Source organism: Amnibacterium sp. CER49 (assembly GCF_029846255.1).
Lineage (GTDB): Bacteria > Actinomycetota > Actinomycetes > Actinomycetales > Microbacteriaceae > Amnibacterium.
Genome location: NZ_JARVWQ010000002.1, coordinates 898299 through 917936 on the forward strand (window position 1 = coordinate 898299; position 19638 = coordinate 917936).

General features: G+C 71.2%; 16 protein-coding genes. 11 read left to right on the top strand and 5 right to left on the bottom strand.

The window, feature by feature from the left end; translation table 11 throughout:
* The first annotated feature begins 565 nt into the window (after positions 1 to 565).
* The 6 genes from QDR37_RS14305 to QDR37_RS14330 are packed head-to-tail and all read left to right on the top strand — an operon-like array spanning position 566 to position 7541.
* Positions 566 to 1594 carry a substrate-binding domain-containing protein gene (locus QDR37_RS14305; RefSeq protein ID WP_279714452.1) on the top strand — a complete coding sequence of 343 codons (1029 nt, stop codon included), beginning with the start codon at positions 566 to 568 and terminating at the stop codon, positions 1592 to 1594.
* Entirely contained in the window at positions 1591 to 3123 is a 1533-nt protein-coding gene (locus tag QDR37_RS14310; RefSeq protein WP_279714453.1) for a sugar ABC transporter ATP-binding protein, read from the top strand. Before QDR37_RS14305 ends, QDR37_RS14310 begins: the two co-directional genes overlap by 4 nt.
* Entirely contained in the window at positions 3120 to 4190 is a 1071-nt protein-coding gene (locus tag QDR37_RS14315; protein ID WP_279714454.1) for an ABC transporter permease, read from the top strand. Before QDR37_RS14310 ends, QDR37_RS14315 begins: the two co-directional genes overlap by 4 nt.
* Complete coding sequence (gene mtnK / locus QDR37_RS14320) at positions 4187 to 5398, top strand: S-methyl-5-thioribose kinase (protein ID WP_279714455.1); 1212 nt, start codon at positions 4187 to 4189, stop codon at positions 5396 to 5398. The genes QDR37_RS14315 and mtnK overlap by 4 nt, the downstream gene beginning before the upstream one ends.
* On the top strand, positions 5389 to 6438 hold the full coding sequence (gene mtnA / locus QDR37_RS14325; protein ID WP_279714456.1) for an S-methyl-5-thioribose-1-phosphate isomerase: 1050 nt from the start codon (positions 5389 to 5391) through the stop codon (positions 6436 to 6438). The genes mtnK and mtnA overlap by 10 nt, the downstream gene beginning before the upstream one ends.
* Positions 6435 to 7541, top strand: a complete 1107-nt coding sequence (locus QDR37_RS14330) for a RuBisCO large subunit C-terminal-like domain-containing protein (RefSeq protein WP_279714457.1) — start codon at positions 6435 to 6437, stop codon at positions 7539 to 7541. Before mtnA ends, QDR37_RS14330 begins: the two co-directional genes overlap by 4 nt.
* A 118-nt stretch (positions 7542 to 7659) precedes the next feature.
* Here the strand turns inward: QDR37_RS14330 and QDR37_RS14335 are convergent, their stop codons facing one another.
* Together QDR37_RS14335 and QDR37_RS14340 are read right to left on the bottom strand one after the other, a co-directional pair.
* Positions 7660 to 8124, bottom strand: coding sequence for a cupin domain-containing protein (locus tag QDR37_RS14335; protein ID WP_279714458.1), 465 nt, complete (start codon positions 8122 to 8124; stop codon positions 7660 to 7662).
* Between the two features lie 706 nt (positions 8125 to 8830).
* A complete protein-coding gene (locus QDR37_RS14340) occupies positions 8831 to 9586 on the bottom strand; it encodes an HAD family hydrolase (RefSeq protein ID WP_279714459.1) in 756 nt (251 codons plus the stop codon).
* 117 nt (positions 9587 to 9703) lie between these two features.
* Here QDR37_RS14340 and QDR37_RS14345 point away from each other — a divergent pair, with 117 nt between their 5' ends.
* On the top strand, positions 9704 to 10531 hold the full coding sequence (locus QDR37_RS14345) for an aquaporin (RefSeq protein WP_279714460.1): 828 nt from the start codon (positions 9704 to 9706) through the stop codon (positions 10529 to 10531).
* A 434-nt stretch (positions 10532 to 10965) separates the two neighbouring features.
* Positions 10966 to 11847 (top strand): hypothetical protein, encoded by an 882-nt coding sequence (locus tag QDR37_RS14350; protein ID WP_279714461.1) that lies wholly within the window; start codon positions 10966 to 10968, stop codon positions 11845 to 11847.
* A gap of 316 nt (positions 11848 to 12163) precedes the next feature.
* On the opposite strand, the gene QDR37_RS14355 is transcribed toward QDR37_RS14350, so the two are convergent.
* Together QDR37_RS14355 and QDR37_RS14360 are read right to left on the bottom strand one after the other, a co-directional pair.
* Positions 12164 to 12391 (bottom strand): hypothetical protein, encoded by a 228-nt coding sequence (locus QDR37_RS14355; RefSeq protein ID WP_279714462.1) that lies wholly within the window; start codon positions 12389 to 12391, stop codon positions 12164 to 12166.
* A 289-nt stretch (positions 12392 to 12680) separates the two neighbouring features.
* Positions 12681 to 13244: a hypothetical protein gene (locus QDR37_RS14360; protein WP_279714463.1), complete on the bottom strand. Its 564-nt coding sequence runs from the start codon at positions 13242 to 13244 to the stop codon at positions 12681 to 12683.
* Positions 13245 to 13406: 162 nt separating this feature from the next.
* Between QDR37_RS14360 and QDR37_RS14365 the strand changes: the two genes are divergently transcribed.
* On the top strand, positions 13407 to 13802 hold the full coding sequence (locus tag QDR37_RS14365; RefSeq protein ID WP_279714464.1) for a nuclear transport factor 2 family protein: 396 nt from the start codon (positions 13407 to 13409) through the stop codon (positions 13800 to 13802).
* A 77-nt stretch (positions 13803 to 13879) separates the two neighbouring features.
* Here the strand turns inward: QDR37_RS14365 and QDR37_RS14370 are convergent, their stop codons facing one another.
* On the bottom strand, positions 13880 to 14569 hold the full coding sequence (locus tag QDR37_RS14370; RefSeq protein WP_279714465.1) for a hypothetical protein: 690 nt from the start codon (positions 14567 to 14569) through the stop codon (positions 13880 to 13882).
* Between the two features lie 806 nt (positions 14570 to 15375).
* Here QDR37_RS14370 and QDR37_RS14375 point away from each other — a divergent pair.
* Entirely contained in the window at positions 15376 to 16914 is a 1539-nt protein-coding gene (locus QDR37_RS14375) for a hypothetical protein (protein ID WP_279714466.1), read from the top strand.
* 90 nt (positions 16915 to 17004) lie between these two features.
* The gene (locus QDR37_RS14380) at positions 17005 to 19614 is read left to right on the top strand and encodes a glucosidase (RefSeq protein WP_279714467.1); all 2610 of its coding nucleotides are present in this window, start codon (positions 17005 to 17007) and stop codon (positions 19612 to 19614) included.
* The last annotated feature ends 24 nt before the right edge of the window (positions 19615 to 19638 follow it).

A 19638-nucleotide genomic window follows, 5' to 3' on the forward strand; every position in this document is an offset into this window, starting at 1 on the left:
GGTGGCGGCCGCCGCCGCCGCGGCATGGTCGAACCAGCCGCGGCAGAAGACTCGCCCCCGCAGCGATGAGTCGCACCGGGCATCGAAGAATACCGAAGCGTCCATCGGCGAGAACGGCGTTCGCGGCTGCGCCCTCGACCACGAGCAGTGTCCCCAGGCGGACCGGAACGCGCTACAAGCTCGGTCAGGAGAGTCAGCTGAGGGCCTCTCACGCGCGATCCGCCGGCCCCGCCAGTGGCAACAGAATGGCAACATCCGTGCGAGATTCAGTGAGATCCGACGCGATCTCCTGATACGTGCTAGCGCTGGTCAGATCGTTGTTTTATACACACTCCGGCCTACCACAAAGTGGGCTGTTCGCTCTCCATCGCGCTGATTGGCGATGGCCATCGCCGCCTTCGCGGCTGGCGCCCGCGCTCACCATCCGCTCGACGGCGCCCAGGTTGCGTCGTGTGTCGCCCCCATCCGCGGAGGCGCCACCCGGCTCGTTACCGTCTCTCGGGCGGACGGGAGTCCACCCCGCCGTCCTCCACCGCAGCCGACTGTAAGTCGAGACGGAGTCACCTTGTCGCCGCGCACCCTCCGCATCCCCGCCGCCCTCGCGCTCGTCGCGTCCTCCGCGCTCGCCCTCACCGGGTGCTCGGGGGGCGCGTCCGGCGCTCCCGCCTCCGGCGGCTCGAAGGTCTCGCTCGCCCTCGTGCGCCAGCTCGGTGCCGGGGACTACTACGAGCAGTGGCTCGCCGGCGCCAACGCCGAGGCGAAGAAGCTCCACGCCGGGCTCAAGGTCTACGACGCCGACGGCGACAACGCGAAGCAGGCGCTCGCGGTGCAGCAGGCCACGGTGACGAAGCCGGGCGCGATCGTCGTCGACCACGGCTTCACCGACAGCCTGAAGAGCCCGGTCAAGGCCGCGATCGACCAGAAGATCCCGATCGTGTCGTTCGACGTCGACACGGGCAACGCCGGCGTCACGACGGTCGACCAGTCCGACGCGACGATCGCGAAGGACATCACCGACCGGCTCGTCAGCGACACGAAGGGTTCCGCGCAGGTCATCTACGCCTACGTCGCCGGCTACGCCCCCCTGGACAAGCGCGACGCGGTATGGAAGAGCGTGAAGGGCGCGAACCCGGGCATCAAGCAGGTCGCGCAGGTCGGCGTCGTGAACGACTCGACCGCCGCGCAGACGGCCGACCAGGTGAAGGCCGCGCTGCAGGCGCACCCGGGCGTCACTGCGATCCTCGCCCCCTACGACGAGTTCGCCAAGGGTGCCGTGCAGGCCGTCAAGGAGCTCAAGCTGACCGACAAGGTCAAGGTCTATGGCGCGGACATCTCGAACGCGGACATCGAGGTGATCACCGCCGACGGAAGCCCGTGGGTCGCGACCGCGGCGACGGACCCGGCGAACGTCGGCGCCGTGACCGTGCGCGCCGCGTACCTCCTGGCCACCGGCAAGAAGGTCGATCAGGCCATCGAGGTGCCGCCGGCCCTGATCACGCAGGACGTGCTGCGCGAGAAGAAGATCACGACGGTGCCGGGCCTCGTGCAGGCGTTCCCCGGCCTCTCCACTCCCACCATCGCGGCGGTCAAGTGACGGCTGCGCACGATGCCGTCGGTCGCAGCGTCCTCGCGGCGCGCGACGTCGGGAAGCGCTTCGGGGAGACGACCGCGCTGCGCGGCGTCTCCCTCGAGGTGCGTGCTGGGGAGGTGCTCGGGCTGATCGGAGCGAACGGCGCCGGCAAGTCGACCCTGACGAAGATCCTCTCCGGCACGGAGGCGCCCACGAGCGGGGTGGTCGAGGTGCGCGGGGAGTCGGTCCGGCTCGCGAGCGCCGAGCAGGCGCGCGCGGCCGGCATCGAGACGGTGCACCAGGACGTGGACGCGGCGCTCGTCCCGGACGCGACCGTCGCGGAGAACCTCGCCCTGCCGCTGCTCGTCGCCGGCGGGCTCGGCCGGTTCCCGTCCCGCCGCCGCATCCGCCAGGCGGCGGAGCGGATCGCAGCGGACCGGCTGTCCGGCATCGAGCTCGACGCCCCCGTCGCCGAGCTCGGCGTCTCGGACCGGCAGCGGGTGCTCATCGCGCGCGGCCTCGCCTCCGACCCCGCTGTGCTCGTCCTCGACGAGCCCACCGCCGCGCTCTCGGTCGACGAGCAGCAGGTGCTGCATGCGACCGTCCGGCGCCTCGCCGCGTCCGGCACCGCGATCGTGTTCATCACGCACCACCTCGGCGAGACCGTTGCGGTCTGCGACCGCGTCGTCGCGCTGCGCGACGGCACCGTCGCGGGAGAGTTCGTCGCGCCGCTCGACCCGGCGCGGCTAGCCGCCGCGATCCTCGGCGGCCTCGCGGCTCCCGAGGCGCTCGGCGCCGCTGCGGCGCCGGAGGGCCCGAGCGTCCTCGACGTCGTCGGCGCGCGCACCCGCCCCGACGGCCCGCTGATCGAGCTGCACGTTCGCCGCGGCGAGGTGCTCGGCATCACGGGCCTGCTCGGCGCCGGCAAGACCGAGCTGCTCGAGCAGCTCGCCGGGGTCCGCCCGATCGAGGCCGGCACCGTGGCGCTCGACGGCCAGCCGTTCCGTCCCGCCCATCCCGCGGACGCGATCCTCGCCGGGGTCGGATTCGTGCCGGAGGACCGGGCGCGGGCCGCGGAGGTGCCCGGCTGGACCATCGCCGACTCGCTCACCCTGCCGGACCTGCGCCGGTACCGCCGCGGCCCGTGGCTGAGCCGGCGCGCCGAGGACCGCGCCGCGAGCGACGTGATCCGCGCGCTCGGCGTGATCTGCTCCGGGCCGCGCGCCGCGATCGAGTCGCTGTCCGGCGGCAACCGGCAGAAGGTCGTCGTCGGCCGCTGGCTCGCGGCGGGCTCCCGCCTCCTTGTGCTCGACGAGCCGTTCCGCGGCGTCGACATCGGTGCCCGCGCCGACATCGCGCGCCTCGTCCGCCGCACCGACGCGGCCGCGACGGTGGTGGCGTCCTCGGACCCCGAGGAGATCCTCGAGGTCGCCGATCGCGTGCTCGTGATGGCCGACGGCGGCATCGTGGGGGAGGTCGACCCCCGTGCCGTCGACGCCGAGACCCTCGCCGACATCATGACGCGCCCCCCGCGTCGGCTGGAGACCGTATGACCCGCCTCGCCGAGCCCGGTCCCGCGCCGGGCGACGTCCTGCCTGCGGCCCGCGTCCCGGAGGGGAAGCGGCGCACCCCGCTCGCCTGCGTCCGGGACGCCGTGTTCCGCTACGGGTTGCTGATCCTCCTCGTCGCGCTGATCGTCCTGTTCGCGGTCACGCAGCCGGCGTTCTTCACCGTCTTCAACGGGTTGAGCATCCTGCTCTCCGTCGCGGTGGTGGCGATCGTCGCGCTCGGCGTGACGATCTCGATGTCGGTCGACGGCTTCGACCTGTCGGTGGGCTCGAACGTGAGTTTCACGGTGATGCTCACCGCCGCGAGCCTCGTCTACTGGGGCCTCGGGCCGGTCCTCTCCCTGCTGATCGGCCTCGCCGCCGGCACTGCGATCGGCCTGCTCAACGGGCTGCTCATCGTCGTCGCGCGCGTGCCCGACATGCTCGCCACGCTGGGCACCATGTTCGTGTTCGCGGGCGCCTCGCTGCTCATCACCGCTGGGCAGTCGATCGCGAACGGCGCCGGCTACGCGGGCGCGACGCCGCGCGGGTCGTTCACGGAGGCATTCACCTGGTTCGGGCAGGGCGACGTCCTCGGCGTCCCGGTGCCGGTGATCGTGCTCGTCGTCGTCACCGTCGCGGTGATCGTGTTCCTCGCCCGTACCCGCGCCGGCCGGCTGCTGCGGGCCGTCGGCGGGAACCGTGAGGCCGCCCGACTCGCTGGCGCGCACGTCGGGCGGCTGCGCGTGCTCGCCTACGTCGTCAGCGGCTTCCTCGCGGGCCTCGGCGGTGTGCTGCTCACCGCACGGCTCGGGCGCGGCGACGTGAACGTCGGCGCCGACTACCTCCTCCAGGCCGTCTCCGCCGCGCTGATCGGATTCGCCGTGCTCGGCGCGAACCGTCCGAACGCGTTCGGCACGGTCGTCGGCGCCGTCTTCGTCGGCGTCGTGCTGAACGGCCTCACCATGGTCAACGCCCCGTACTACGCGCAGGACTTCGTCCAGGGCCTGCTGCTCGTCGGCGCGCTGGTCGTCAGCTTCTCCGCCCTGTTCAACCGGAAGGCCCGTGCATGACCGTCGAGCTGCTCGACGTCCACTCCGTCCCCGCCTACCTCGCCGCGCATCCGGACCTCGCCGCCGGGGTCGACCCCGCCACAGCACAGGTGCAGGAGGTCGGCGACGGCAACCTCAACCTCGTCTTCATCGCTCGCGACGCGGCCGGCTCCTCCGTGGTGCTGAAGCAGTCCCTGCCGTACGTGCGCACGGACCACTCCTGGGCGGTGCCGCAGGATCGGATCTTCTCGGAGGCGCGCGGCTACGCGGCCGCGGAGCGCACCTCGCCGGGCGCGACGCCGCGGTACTTCGGCCTGGACGCCGACCGGCGGCTCATCGCGATCGAGGACCTCTCCGGCTGGACCGTCTGGCGCACTGCGCTGAACGAGGGTCGGATCTCCCGCCGCGCCGGCGCGGACCTCGGCCGGTACGTCGCGCGCCTCGCGTTCGGCACCTCTGCCTTCGGCCTGCCTGCCGCCGAGGTGCGGGAGGCCGCCGCCGGCGCGTTGAACGTCGAGCTGTGCCGGATCACCGAGGACCTGGTGTTCACGGAGCCGTTCCGCGACCACGAGCACAACGGGTGGGACGACGCGGTGACGCCCGCGGTCCTCGCACTGCGGGACGACGCGGTGCTCGCCGAGGTGGCGGAGCTGAAGTGGCGGTTCCTCTCCTCGGCGGAGGGACGGATCCACGGTGACCTGCACACCGGCAGCGTGTTCGTCGCCCCCGAGGGGGCCGCCGGCGCCGACGGGGTCGTCGCGAAGGCGTTCGACCTCGAGTTCGGCGTCTACGGGCCGATCGCGTTCGACCTCGGTGCGCTCTTCGGCAACTTCCTCCTCGCGCAGGCACGCGCCGCCGCGATCGGCCGCCCGGCGGAGTTCCGCATGTGGGTCGCCGGGCTCGTCGGCGAGACGTGGGCGGCGTTCGAGGCGGAGCTGCGCCGCCTCTGGCCGTCCCGTGTCGACCCGACCTTCAACGACGCATTCCTCGAGTCCTGGCTGGCCGAGACGTGGCGCCGCGCCGTCGGCTTCGGCGGCGTCAAGGCGGTGCGCCGCGTCGTCGGGTGGGCGAAGGTTGCCGACATCCAGTCCCTCGAGCAGCCACAGCGGGTGCAGGCGGCCGGCGCCGCGCTGACCGCCGCGCGCACCTGGATCCTGCGACGGCACGAGCTGGCCGACCCGACCGCGCTCGGGCAGGCGGCGGAGGAGGCGATCCGCGCGTGGCGGTGATCGGGGCCAGGCGCGCCGGTTCCTCACCGACGGCCAGCGACGGCGAGGCGGCGCCGCTGGAGACGGTGAGCAGCATCGAGTGGACCGGGGAGGGGCTCACCGTGCTCGACCAGCGGTGCGTGCCCGACGACACCGTGTTCCTGCAGCTCACCACGATCGACGGGGTGATCGAGGCGATCGCCACCCTCGCCGTGCGTGGCGCGAACGTACTCGGCACCGCGGGCGCGTTCGGCTACGTCCTCGGCCTCCGCGCCGGCCTCGCCCCGGAGGACGTGGCCGCCCGGGTGATCGCCGCTCGGCCCACGGCGGTGAACCTCCGCGTCGCCGTCGAGCTCGCCCACGACGCGCAGCGCCGAGGCGAAGACCCGCTCGGCGTCGCCCTCCGCCTCCTCGACGAGGACCGGGAGGCATGCGCGACGATCGGCGAGCTCGGCCGGCAGGAGCTCGCCGGCCGCGACCGGCTGCTCACCCACTGCAACACCGGCGCGCTTGCGACCACCGGCCGCGGCACCGCGCTCGGGATCGTCTACGCGAAGGCGGAGGCAGGGGAGCCCGTCACCGTCCTCGCGACCGAGACTCGTCCACTCCGGCAGGGCGCCCGGCTCACGGTCTGGGAGCTGCACAAGGCCGGCATCCCCGTGACCCTGCTCGTCGACTCGGCGGCCGCCGCCGCGCTCGTGGCCGGGAAGGCCGACGCGGTCGTCGTCGGCGCGGACCGGATCGCCGCGAACGGCGACACCGCGAACAAGGTCGGCACCCTCGCGCTCGCAATCGCCGCGAAGCATGCAGGGGTGCCGTTCTACGTCGCCGCGACCTGGAACGCGATCGACGCGAGCACGCCGGACGGCTCGGCGATCCCGATCGAGGAGCGCGCCGCGGCGGAGGTGCTGGGCGCAGGACCCGGCGCGGCCGCCGCGGACACGCGGGTCTGGAACCCCGCCTTCGACGTCACGCCCGCCGGGCTGATCACCGGCATCGTCACGGAGCGCGGAGTGCTGCACGCCCCATACGGTCCGGCCATCGCCCAGGCCACGCGGTGACCGTCCGCGCCGTCTACGCCCTTACCGGGGATATCCGCGCGGCGCGGGACCGGGCGGAGGCGCTCGCGGTCGAGCAGAGCCACGAGTTCCCGCCCGAGCTCGCACCCGCGAAGGCCGCCCCCTCCCGCGCGCACGTCGTCTCGGTCGAGGAGCGCGGGCCGGGCCTCGCGCTCGCCACAGTCGACTTCCCGAGCGACCTCAGCGGGAACGAGCTGACGCAGGTGCTCGTCATGGTGTTCGGCAACTGCGCCCTGCTGCCCGGCGTGCGGCTCGTCGACCTCGACGTGTCCCCGGAGCTCGCCGCGGCGGTCGGCGGGGGACCGGCGCTCGGCGTCGACGGGGTCCGGCGGGTGCTCGAGGTGCCTAAGCGGCCGATCCTCGCGACCGCGCTGAAGCCCGTCGGGCTGCCGAGCGAGGATCTCGCCGCGCTCGGCCGCGCCTTCGCCGAGGGCGGCATCGACCTCATTAAGGACGACCAGGGCCTCGGGGACCAGCGGTGGGCGCCGTACGCCGAGCGGGTGCCGCGGATCGCGGAGGCGGTCGCGGCGGGCAACGCCGCCTCCGGCAACGCGGCTCGATACCTGCCCTGCTTCGACGCGCCGCCCGAGCACGTGGAGGAGCGGCTCCGGATCGCCCTCGAAGCCGGCGCCGGCGGCCTGCTCGTCGTCCCTGGCGTCGGCGGGTTGCCGCTGGTGCGGTGGCTCGCGCGGAACACGCCGGACGACTTCGTGCTGCTCGCGCATCCGGCGCTGCTCGGTGGCCTCGCGGTGTCGCCGACCGCTGGGATCGCCCCGGACGTCCTCTACGGCCTCCTGCTGCGCCTGGCCGGCGCGGACGCGGCGATCTTTCCCTCCTACGGGGGCCGATTCAGCTTCTCGCCGGAGGAGTGCCGAGCGATCGCCGAGGGCTGCGCACGGCCGTTCGCGGGTCTGGCCCCCTCGCTACCCGCGCCGGGTGGCGGGATGCGCCCGGATCGCGTGCCCGAGCTCGTCGACTTCTACGGTCGTGACGTCGTGCTGCTCATCGGCGGCGAGCTGCACCGCGAGGGCGACCCCAGAGGCACCTCCGAGCGGTTCCGCGCCCTCGTCGATCCCCTCGCCTGACCCCGCCCCGGATCGACTGCGAGGGCGCCGAGCCCCGAGACCCTCGGCAGGAGCCCGGGTCGCTCGAGTGGGACGCGCTGGTCCTGCCTGCCGGGTGCTCCCTGAAGCAGCGGTCCCCTCAGCGGCGGACGAACGCCGCGATCTCGGGGTCGCCGATCAGCGTCGCGAACTCCGCCGCGTCCGGCAGCACGGGGCGGTCCCGGTCGAGCGGCACGATGCATTGGAAGCCGAGCGGCTCGTCGCCGGTCGCCCGGAACTGATGCCACGCCCACGCGGGCACGAACACGAGGTCGTGCTGCTGGAGCGGTATCACCCTGTCCTCGATCAGGCAGGCGCCGGAGCCGCGCAGCACGACCACCTGGTGGGTGTGCTCGTGGTGCTCGAGCGTGCTCCAGCCGCCTGGCGCGACCTCGAAGTAGCGGACCTCGACGTCCTGCCCGTGCTCGGCGCCGAACAGCACCCGCCGGGTCACCCCGCGGAACGTCGTGTCGTGCTCCTTGTAGACGAGCTCGGGCACGTCCGCCCAGCGGAACGGCTCGGGCTGGCCACGGTGGGGGTCGGTCCGATGGCGCACGTCGGTCACGCCTCCGATCGTCCTCCGCGAGGCCCGGACGGGCCAACCCCGGCCAGCACCCGGCGTGTCGCACGCCCGAGTAGGCGGCGTCCGATCCATGGGGCTGCCGCCCGGTCGAGACACCGTCCGCCTCCGCGCCCACAACCGCGCCGGCTGGTCCCCGCTCTCCCCCGCGTCCACCGCTGACCTGTCCTCTGGCCAGCGCTAGGCCAGCGGTCGCGATCGGCGTGCTAGCGACCATCGCATTCCCAGCGCGGCAGCGCCGTGGATCACGGTCGTCGGCAACACCAACCGATTCCCGTGCGAGGTCTCCCGGTGGGCGTGCTGCGGCAGACCAGGGCGCCCAGTACTGCCGCGGCGGTATTCAGCTCGGGCACTGCCGTAGTGCTGCCTCCCGTCGGCTTCTTCACCGACATGCCGTGGCAGCCTGGCCCGGGCGGCGTGAGCGCTATCAGCAGCTGCGCGGTTCGGCGCTCAGGCAGTTGCTCCCCTGCGGTGGCAACAAAATGGCAGCATCCGTGCGAGATTCAGTGAAATCCGACGCGATCCAGTGATACGTCCTACCGCTGGTCAGCGCTGTTTTTCTTTACCGCTTCGGCCTACCACGAAGTGGGCTGTTCGCTCTCCGGCAGCAGAGGTTCGGCGCGTCGACACGCGTGCATGCGCGATTCAGGCAGGCCCGTGGAGCGGCCCAGGCGATCAGAGCGGGCGGGGGTCAGACCTCGCGGAAGACGGCGGCGAAGTCGCGGCGCATGCTGACCGTCGTCCATCCCCGCTCGGATGCCACCCGCAACGCCTGGTCGTCGCGGTAGGAGTACTCCCGCTCCGCGTCGTCGTGGTCGATGAGCAGGGCGAACCGGGCGCACTCCAGCATCTCCCGGTCACCGGTGGTGTTGCCGGCGGCGAGCAGGGGCACCTGTCCGCTGCGGTCCCAGATGTGCGCCGGCTTGCCCGGCCCGCGGTCGCGAGGGATGAGCCGGTCGGTGCGCACGAGGCGTCCCTCCCGGTAATCGATCTCGACGTCGGTGCCGATCACGTGCTCCCTGGTCGCCCCGAAGGCCGTGGCCGCCATCGCCCGGAGGAAGTCACGGGAACCGGCGGACACGATGTACACGGAGAACTCGAGCGCCCGCAGCAGATCGAGGAGCTCGATCATCGGCACGTAGGTCAGCGTCGGCCAGGTGCGGTTGAGAGCGGGGTGCCGGGCGGCGCGGAGGAACGACTCGGCCCGCTCCTCGAACTCCTGCACGGTAAGACCGTTGCACCGGGCAGCCAGCTGCTCCTGCGCATCGGTCGCCGCGGGTCCGGTGGCTGCCGGCATCTCCGGCGCCGGGGGAAGTGTGCGGAGGAACGCCGTCAGCGAGGACTCCGGCTTCTCGGGCGAGAGGGTTCCGTCGTTGTCGAATGCGGCCAGCCGCTGCTCGGCCGGAACGGCGGTCTCCCCCTCGGTGACCTCCTGGAGGAAGTCCACGAGGACGGCCCTAGCCGGGGTGTCCCGCCACGACGGGAGTGCGGCGCGCAGCGAAGCCGGCGTCATAGGGATCCCTCCCGTCTCGGTGCCCGCATCCTGCGCGGTTCGATGATGATCATGGAGGACACGGACCGGACGACTGCTTCCGGTCCGCAGGTGCGCTCAGGAAGGGGGACGGTGGACGCCGAGCATTTGTCACTGTCGGAGCGGCAGCGGTTGGAAGTCCGCGACTTCGACAACCCCGACCAGGAGCTGCGTCGACTGCTCGCCGAGCTGCTCGGCACCTATCTGCTCGTGATCGTCGCCGTCGGCGCGGGCGTGGTCGACACGCTCGCACACGGAAAGGTCGGACCGGCTGGGGAGGTCACGGCGCCTGCCCTCATGGTCACGGCGATCATCCTGTTCATGGGGACCATCTCGGGTGCGCATCTGAACCCGGCGGTCACATTCGCCTTCGCCCTCCGCCGCGACTTCCCGTGGCGGCGGGTCCCCGGCTACGTGCTCGCTCAGATCATCGGCTCGATCCTCGCGGCGCTCACGGTCGAGGCGCTGCTGGGCATGAGCGGCGGGCTCGGCGCCACCCGCCCCGGCCCCGGCTTCAGCACGATGCAGGCGCTGCTCATGGAGGTCCTGCTCACCGCCGGGCTTGTCAACGTGGTGCTCGGAGCCGCCTCCGGCGCACAGAACATCGGCCCACTTGCGGCACTCGCGGCCGGCTCGTACATCACCGCGGCTGGCCTCTGGGGTGGCCCCGTCAGCGGCGCGTCGATGAATCCGGCGCGCAGCTTCGGACCCGCCCTGGTAGGGGGCGACCTCGGCGACTACTGGATCTATCTGGTCGGGCCGGCCGGAGGAGCGCTCCTCGCGGTCGGCGTCGCGATCCTGCTCCGCGGACGCGGCGGCACCGACAAGGCCGCGAAGAGCGCCGCCGAAGGTCGCAACTGACCCACGTTCACCGCGCCTCCTCAGTCCTCGCTGCGCACGGTGGCACGCGGCGGTGGGCAGCGCCAGAGGTCGTCAACTCCTCTTTCGACTCGACCGCATTCGCGCTTCTGGCACGTCCTGGGCATGCTCGGACGGCGCGTTCCGGCTGGGCCGACCGGGACCTCCACGACACACCTCGACCTCGCGGCGGGCGACCGACGACCTCCAGCCAGACGGGCAGGCCGACGGCGACCGGCGGCGAGAGCCGCACGCGTGCGGGAACCGGCGACCGGGCCGCGCCATCGCGATCACGCAGCTAGCAGCGTCCGAACGGACGACCTTCAGCAATCCGTTCGTGGCCTGCTGCATTGTGCCGTCATCGCAACGTCCAGCAGCTCGTCCACCGCGGGGACCTCCGCCAGTACGTCAACCTCGACCGGAGTAGGAGCACATGAATGAACTACCCATTCCAGAAAACACGAACATTCATGGCCGACAGCCTGCTGCTTCGGCAGTACGGCCTCGACAAGTTCGAGCGGCTCGAGATGCTGGTTTGGGGGCTGGTGTTGACGCAGGTCGCCATCCCGATCGGCTCCGCTATCTACTTCCTGACGACCCAGACGCGGTACATGGTCGGTTTCCAAGGGAAGATCTACACGGTCCTCTACCTCAAGGACGCATGGGACCGCCTGCCGATTCACATTGAAGACCTGTTCGGCGCCCGCTGGTTCGGGCCATCACAGAAAGCTCCGGCCTGGTGGGTTATCGCCCGTCACGACGCGCGCCATGTCCTGATCGGTTTCATCGCCGTTCTCCTGGTCGGCGCAATCACTGTCGGGTTCAAGAACCGTGAGCGGGCGAGCAGGGCTCACATGGTGCTGTCAATACCCCTCGCCTTCCTGGCGGCACTCGCAACAGCTGGCGTCCTGATCGCGTTCTTCATCTACGCCGCTCCGGCCGTCGACAGTCTCGGCACAACCTCGGGGAACCCCTATCTGCAGAACCTCGTGGGCAAAGGGACCATCCAACTGACCATCATCGGCGTGGCTGCTGGATTCGCGGCTAAAGCGGTCCTGAAGCGCACGTTCGACACGCTGCAACTCATGAGTCTGGAGCGAAACCTCGCCCAGGGCGCACAGGAACGCTGGTGGTGGAAGCTCGTCTACCCGCCGAACTACCGAAAGCGATTCGAATACCTTCAGGCCAGCGGGGACCGGGGCAGTCAGCACAGCCGGTGGCTGGGAGCCGTCCTGGCCACGAGTGCGCCCATTCTGACCCTCCTGCTCGTGTTCGGCGTCTGGGTGTTGTACTTCGGACCGGCGGCACACGCAGCCTGAAGACAGCCGGCAGGGCCCGACCGCCTCTCACACCAGGGTGAATTCCCACCCCGGACGCCTACGGCGTCATGCACGCGGACCGCTCATTTCCTGCCCGATCGATGTGTGCACCATCGCGGGAAGTACCAGGCGAAGAACCCCAGTCCGATCACTGCAATGAGGATGTCGAACAGCCGAGGAAACGTGCCTTGCGCGACGAGCGCCCCCAGCGCCCCGGTGACGACGAGTGCGGCGCCGGAGACGGCCGTCCTGCCATAGGTCTCGGGTCTCGGCGGCCGCGCCACGGGCGCAGGTCAGCGGTCGCGACGCCCCGTCGTCAGCCTTCGAGCTGCTCCTGCTCGCGGAGCCACTCGAACGCAGCGATGCGCTCCCGTATCCACTGATCGACCTCGTCTCGCGGGATGGTCCGACTGGCGACTGCGAGATACTCGATCAGTGCGCTGAACTCGTCCAGCCGAGAGGCCGCGCCGTCCTCGCGGAGTCGCTGCAGGATGCTCCGGACCTCTGCCTGGCGAGCGATCGACGGGGTGGTGTCTTCCTGCACGGTCGCACCGTATCCCTCGGGCAGGCAGGCGTCGGCCCATCGACGTAGCGTCTCATTCGTGGCGCGGGGATCGAGTACGGCGGTGCACGGCGGGACGTGTCACACCTTGCGGAGCCGGTCCGCCAGCAGCTCGAGCGGGAACTCCGCCTGTACGCGGAGGCGGGGATGCGGCCCCCGTTCCTCGCGGTGATCGTCGCCGGGAAGGACGTGACGCTACAGCCAGCCTGGTGGCCCGCGGTGGAGCGGGACTACCGGGGTCCGGGCGGCTCGAGGTCCGCGACGGGCTGCTTTAGGGCACGCAGGGTGCGTCGCAGGTGTACTTCACCGTCGTTCCGTACAGCACTTCGTTGAAGGGGCCGTTGTAGGCGCCGTAGGTGGTGAAGGTGAAGTCCACGACATACCTCTGGCCGGCGAGGACGGTGGTCAGCGGCGAGCCCGTCTTCGAGACCGTCGTCACTCCGCAATGCATGCTTGTCGGGATCGCGGCGATCTGAGCGCTGCTGCCCGTCGTCGGGGTGTCCACGCCGAAGCTGATCGTCGGAGGCGCCGCCGGCGAGCAGCTGGTGTAGCTCACGGCAACGGACGTGACTTTGGCCCCGACCGGAAGGTTCAGGCCGAACTCCATGGCGTGGATGTCGAGCGAGGAGGCGGTCGCGACCGCACCCACGCCCCCACCGCCCTTGTACTTCGGCTGCATGTTCGGGTCGAGCGTGTGGGCATCGGTGCCGGCGTAGGTGACGCTGTACGCAGTCGCGGCGGACGCGGAGGTGACGCCGCCGACCACGACGGCGACGACGGTGGCGGCCGCAGCAGTGGCGGCGAGGACGAGGTGGGAACGGCGGAGGAATCGCATGCTGTTCGGGCTAGCGCACCCAGCGGCGACGTCGCATCCGGGAAAACACGTACTGCACGAGGGAATCGTCGCCGGGAAGGACGTGACGCTCGACCCGGCTGCAGGGCGAGCAGCCGGGGCTAACGTGTTGCGGGACTACGTCGTGCGCGGGAGGGACCGGACATGGCTGACGCAGAAGCGAGTCTTCGCGTGTTGACGGCCTATTTCGACGCGCTCGCGGCCCTTGACGCACGTCAGATCGCCGCCGTCTTCGCAGAAGACGGCGAGATCGAAGACCCAGTCGGCACGCCAGTTCGGCGCGGCCGTGAGCAGATCGGCGAGTACTTCGCCCAGGGCCTGTGTCAGGCGGCGGCGTCCGTACGGATCGAAGTGCTGGCCGCGCTTCCGGCTGGAGGATCGGTCGCCGCCCACTGGCGGATGGTTGCTAGGGGCAAGAGCGGCCACGAGGCGACTGTCGAAGGCATCGACGTGCTGCAGGTGGACCCCGACAGTCTTATCGCCCGAGCCGAGGGGTACTGGGATCAGCAGGGTTTCCGCAGGGCATTGAGCGGTTCCTAGCGTCGGCCGCCGCCCCTGAGCAACAGGACGGTCTCGGCCCGCGCATTGGATCGTGGTCAGTCCTTCAACGGTCGGCTTCAGGGTTTCGTGAGGAACGTTGTCTCTATGGTGCACTTTTTGCCGTTGCTCAGCTTGACCTGCACCCACAATATGAAAAACGTACGGGCCGGAAGGCTTGGAGTCCGGAACCAGTGCGTCCCTGCGCCGAAGGTCCGATAGTCGTACTCCCTGTTGAATGGGGGTTCATTCACCGACTCCGTGTACGAGACGACGCGAACTCCTGGGCTCATCGCGGGGGGCACCCACGCGATGCCGGCGTAGGACCGATAGGGCGTGATCGAGATCGAGAACTGGCCTGGAGGGTAGATCGGCGAGAGTTTGATCACCCGTGACTGCGGCCCCCAGTGCGAGGCGCCGACACTGTTCACCTCGACCTCTGTGAACGTGAGGTGCGCCCAGAGCGGGAGTCCGGTCAACTTGTACTTCACGCCTGCAGGAGCCTGGTCGACCTCGAAGAGCGGACCCCACCCGTCGATGAACGCCAGGAGGCCGTACTTCAGCTGCGACAGGGGCGTGGAGTCGTGGCGGTGGTCGCTGTCTGTCTCGGGTCGGGCGGAGACCTGCACCGAAAGGTGGTCGCCGGACACGTAGACGTTCGGCGCGACGCATGGAGCATCATTCACACGCGGAATCGAGGCTTGCGCCGTCAGGCCGCCGCTCAACACCAGCACCATGGTTAGGGCAGAGGCGAAAAAACCTCGGATCACCGGCGGACCGTACCGCGGGCTATAAGCGCTGATACCTGAATACTCAGTCCGACTGCTCGAATTCCGGACGATAGCTGGGCAGCGTCGAGCGAAATGAGGCTCGTCGAAGCCAAATTGTTGGGCGTCAGGGCCGCCGCTCGGGACGTGAAGCCGGCTGAGGCCGGTCATCCCGAGAACCTCCATGTCACTCGCGGCCGAAGGAGCGCGGCACCGCGCCCCATACGGCTACGTGCTCGTCGAGTTCGGCGCGAACCTCTGTTGGAGTCCGGACCGATGAGGACGATCCCGCGGACGTCCACCGCGTGGCGATCGGGGGCGGGTCCGCTTCTGCGCTTCATGCCCAAAGCAGAACTGCTGCAGATTGCGTGCACCCAGGTGCGGTTGTCCTCCGGCAGGAGGCTCCGCGCCCAGCGGCAACAGAATGGCAACATCCGCACGAGTTCCCGTGATATTCGACGCGTTCTCCTGCGATGTCCTGGTGCTGGTCAGCGACCTGTTTCGCCTCCCCCTCGGCTTACCACAAAGTGGGCTGTTCGCTCTCCGGAGGCAGGGGCGCAAGTTCGAATCTTGCTGGGGGCGCAGACACGAGAAGCCCGGTCACGCCGGGCTTCTCTGCTGTCTGGGCGCTCGACGCATCGCGCCCTCAGGCGCCCTTGTCGGCATTGTGCCCACATCCCTGGCAGCGGGCCGCTCGGCGACCCGATCGACCTCCGCCCCGAAGATCACGGCGTACGTGTCGTGGACCGGCTTCGGCGACATGCGCGGGAGGACCCCGGCTCGCGCGGCGCCCGGGCTAGCCTCCCCCGGTGACCGCGGCGACGGCCTTCGACCTCCACACGGACGCCCGCCCACGCAGCGAACCCCTCGTGTCGCCGCGCTGGGCATGGATCGGCGGCTTCGCAGCCGTCGCCCTCATCGCGTTCCTGATCCGGCTCGTGATCCTCCTCCGGATCGCGGGCCTGGACGGCCTGGACGGGTACGACGACGGCGTCTACTACGCAGCAGCGGACGCGCTCGTGCATGGCCGCATCCCCTACCGGGACTTCCTGCTGCTGCAGCCGCCGGGCGCGATTCTGGCGCTGGCACCGTTCGCCGCCGTCGGGTCCGTGCTCGGAGATCCGGCCGGGGTCGCGCTGGGGCGCGTGTGCTTCATCGCCGTCGGCTCCCTGAACGCGGTCCTCGCGATGGGCATCGCCCGCCGTTTCGGCCGCACAGCGGCGGTCATCGGAGGCGTCGGCTACGCGGTCTACTTCCCCGCGGCGCACGCCGAGCGCAGCACGCTGCTCGAACCGCTCGGCACCTGCGGCCTCCTGGTGGCCGTCCTGCTGATCGAGCGCGCCGCCGCGTGGCCCCGTCTCGGACCGGTGCTCGCCGGCGTCGCCGCGGGAGCGGCGGTCACCATGCGGATCTGGTACGTGGTGCCCGTGCTGCTGATCGCCGCGGTGCACTGGCGTCGAGCCCCCCGGTTCCTGCTCGGAGCGGCCGGTGCCGCCGGCGTCATCTGCGCGCCGTTCTTCCTCACCGCCCCGGCCGTCATGGTGCGCGAGGTGCTGCTCGATCAGCTCGGTCGGCCGCGAGCGACGTCGGCCTCGAGCTTCAAGCGGCTGGCGACCTATCTCGGCGCGACGGATCTGCACCTGCCGGGCCCGTTCGCGGCGCTGCTCGGCGTGAACGAGCTGGGGCTCCTGCTGATGCTCGTGGTGCTCGCGGCCGCGATCGCGGCCTGCACGGTCCGCGGAGCACGGCTGTATCCGCTGGCCGGCGCAGCGGCGGCAGTCGTGCTCCTGGCGAGCCCGACGTTCTTCCTGCATTACGCGGCGCTCGCGGCGCCGTGGGTCGTGCTCACCGTGGCGGTGGGCGGGGCACGCATTCTGACCCTCGTGCCGCGGAAGCCGGCGCGGCTGATCATCGCGGCACTGGTCGTCCTCGCCGCTGCGGCGCTCGGGGTGCGCTCGGCCGAGCTGTCGCAGCCGAGCCCGGTGATCCCGGTCGACGCCCTGAGGCCGGCTGCGTCGCAGGTCGCCGGGTGCGTCGAGAGCGACGATCCGCAGATCCTCGCTGCGCTCGACGTGCTGTCACGCGACCTGGAGCGAGGATGCGTCGTCCGGCCGGACGTCACCGGATACACCTTCGACCGGGACTCGTACCGCGTCCACGGGACCGAGGCCGCGAGCGTGCTGAACCCGCTCTGGCAAGCGGACGTCACGCGGTTCCTCCTGTCGGGACAGGCGGTGATCGTGCACCGGACGAACACGAAGCTGGACCGCGCGGACACCGCCCGCGTCCAGTCCGGAGCCGTGATCGCTCGGTCCGGTTCCTGGGTGCTGCACGCCGTCGGCCGCTGACCGGCTCGTCCCGATCGCCTCGACACCGGGCCGCCCGAACGGCTGCCGCACCGGAGGACGCGGCAGGATCGGGCTGAGTCGGGAGGATCCATGACCGTCGGTGCAGAGCAGGGCCGTGTGCAGGGTGACGACGCGAGCGCGTGGCGCCGTTGGGGTCCGTACCTGAGCGAGCGGGCCTGGGGCACCGTCCGGGAGGACTACAGCGCGGACGGCGACGCCTGGCGGTACTTCCCGCACGACCACGCGCGGTCGCGGACATATCGCTGGAACGAGGACGGTCTGGCCGGCCTCTCCGACGACGGGCAGCGGCTGTGCTTCGCCCTCGCGTTCTGGAACGGCGTCGACCCGATCCTCAAGGAGCGCGCGTTCGGGCTGACCGGACCGGAGGGCAACCACGGCGAGGACGTGAAGGAGTACTGGTGGTTCGTCGACTCGACGCCGACCCACTCCTGGATGCGCTGGCGCTACGCCTACCCGCAGCGCGCGTTCCCCTACGAGGACCTCGTGCGCGAGAACGCGCGGCGGACCCGTCACGACCCGGAGTACGAGCTGCTCGACACCGGCGTGTTCGCCGAGGACCGCTACTTCGACGTGACCGTCGACTACGCGAAGGCGTCGCCGGACGACATCTGCATCCGCATCACGGTCGTGAACCGCGGCCCCGAGGACGCGGTGCTGCACGTGCTGCCGACGCTGTGGTTCCGGGACACCTGGACCTGGCGCCCGGGCACGCCGGTGCCGACCATCACCGCCACCGCGGCCGGTGCGCTCGCGGCGACGCATCCCGACCTCGGCTCCGTCGTGCTCGCCGGGGACGGGACGGCGGAGCCGCTGTTCTGCGACAACGCGACCAACACCGGACGGCTGTGGGGCATCCCCGGGTCCGCCTACCCGAAGGACGGCATCAACGACCACGTCGTCGACGGCGCAGCGACGGTGAACTCGGCGCGCACGGGGACGAAGGCGGCGCTGCACCACGTCCTCGCGGTGCCCGCGGGCGGGTCCCACGAGGTGCGGCTGCGCCTCTCCGCCGCGGTCGCGCCCGACCTCGCCGCCGATTGGGAGGGAACGATGTCGGCCCGGGCGGCGGAGGCCGACGACTTCTACGCCGAGCTCACGCAGGGCGCCACGGCCGACGAGGCGCACCTGGTGCGCTCCGCGATGGCCGGGATGCTCTGGAGCAAGCAGTACTACGCCTACGACGTCCACACCTGGCTCGCCGGGGATCCCGGACAGCCTCCCCCGCCCGCGGAGCGCCGACAGGGCCGCAACCGGCGCTGGCAGCACCTCGACGCCGAAGCGGTGGTCTCGATGCCCGACCCCTGGGAGTACCCCTGGTTCGCCGCGTGGGACCTCGCCTTCCACTGCGTCACCCTCGCCCACGTCGACCCCGCCTTCGCGAAGCAGCAGCTGGCGATGGTGCTCGGCGCGGGCTGGATGCATCCGACCGGGCAGGTGCCGGCGTACGAGTGGGACTTCGGCGCCGTCAACCCGCCGGTGCACGCGTGGGCGGCGCTCCACGTGTTCCGCACCGACGGGGGCACCGACCTGCCCTGGCTGCGTCAGGTGTTCGAGCGCCTCATCGTGAACAGCACGTGGTGGGTCGCCCGCAACGACCCGGAGGGCGACGGCACCTTCTCCGGCGGTTTCCTCGGCATGGACAACATCGGCCCCTTCGACCGCGGCGCGGCGCTCCCGGACGGGCTGGTGCTCGAGCAGGCCGACGCCACCGGCTGGATGGCGCTCTCCTGCGCGAGCATGCTCGAGATCGCCCTCGTGCTCTCCGAGTCCGACCCCGCACTCGAGGACATGGCCCTCATGTTCTTCGACCTCTTCACGCTGATCGCCGACGCGGCGGAGACGAGCGGGCTGTGGAGCGAGGACGACGGCTTCTTCTACGACCGCATCACCCGTCCCGACGGCTCCGGCTGGCCGATCGAGGTGCGCTCGATGAGCGGCGTCGTGCCGATCTTCGCCACCGTCACCCTGCGGGAGGACCTGCTCGCCCGGCTCCCCCGACTCCGAGCCAGGGTGACCCGGTTCCGCGCGGAGCGGGGCGGAGACGCCGGAGGCGGCGACCACGAGGCCGCCTCCGGATCCGGCGCCGCGCTGCTCGCCCTCGTCGAGCCGGGCCGCCTGCGACGCATCCTGCGGATCGTCGGCTCCCCCGGGGAGATGCTCGCACCGCACGGCGTCCGCGCCCTCTCCGCGGCGTATCGGAACGCGCCCTACGTCCTCCACGCCGGCGCCGAGAACGACACCGAGATCGACTACGAGCCCGCCGAGTCCACCAACGCCCTGTTCGGCGGCAACTCGAACTGGCGGGGCCCGGTCTGGCTGCCCGTGAACTTCCTGCTCCAGCAGGCCTTGCGCCGGTACGGCCGTGCCTCCGGTGCGCAGGAGACCGTGGAGTACCCGACCGGCTCCGGCGAGCACGCCACCTACAGCGCGATCGCGGACGACCTGAGCGATCGGCTGACGCGGCTGTACCTGCCGGACGGCCACGGTCGCCGCCCCGTCTGGGGCGGCCAGGAACGCTTCGCGAGCGACGCGAGCTGGCGCGATGCCCTGCTCTTCTACGAGTACTTCAACGGCGACGACGGCGCCGGCCTCGGGGCGAGTCATCAGACCGGCTGGACCGGGCTGCTCGCGAACCTCGTCCTCGAACGCGTCCGTGACCGCCGCAGCATCTCGCCCTGATGCTGACCGGAGCAGCGGCCGGAA

Bases quoted from the DNA above. Each gene is read 5' to 3' on its own strand.
- QDR37_RS14315 (WP_279714454.1), top strand. From the start codon at position 3,120: ATGACCCGCCTCGCCGAGCCCGGTCCCGCGCCGGGCGACGTCCTGCCT.
- mtnK (WP_279714455.1), top strand. From the start codon at position 4,187: ATGACCGTCGAGCTGCTCGACGTCCACTCCGTCCCCGCCTACCTCGCC.
- QDR37_RS14345 (WP_279714460.1), top strand. From the start codon at position 9,704: ATGGAGGACACGGACCGGACGACTGCTTCCGGTCCGCAGGTGCGCTCA.
- QDR37_RS14350 (WP_279714461.1), top strand. From the start codon at position 10,966: ATGAACTACCCATTCCAGAAAACACGAACATTCATGGCCGACAGCCTG.
- QDR37_RS14360 (WP_279714463.1), bottom strand. From the start codon at position 13,244: ATGCGATTCCTCCGCCGTTCCCACCTCGTCCTCGCCGCCACTGCTGCG.
- QDR37_RS14365 (WP_279714464.1), top strand. From the start codon at position 13,407: ATGGCTGACGCAGAAGCGAGTCTTCGCGTGTTGACGGCCTATTTCGAC.
- QDR37_RS14380 (WP_279714467.1), top strand. From the start codon at position 17,005: ATGACCGTCGGTGCAGAGCAGGGCCGTGTGCAGGGTGACGACGCGAGC.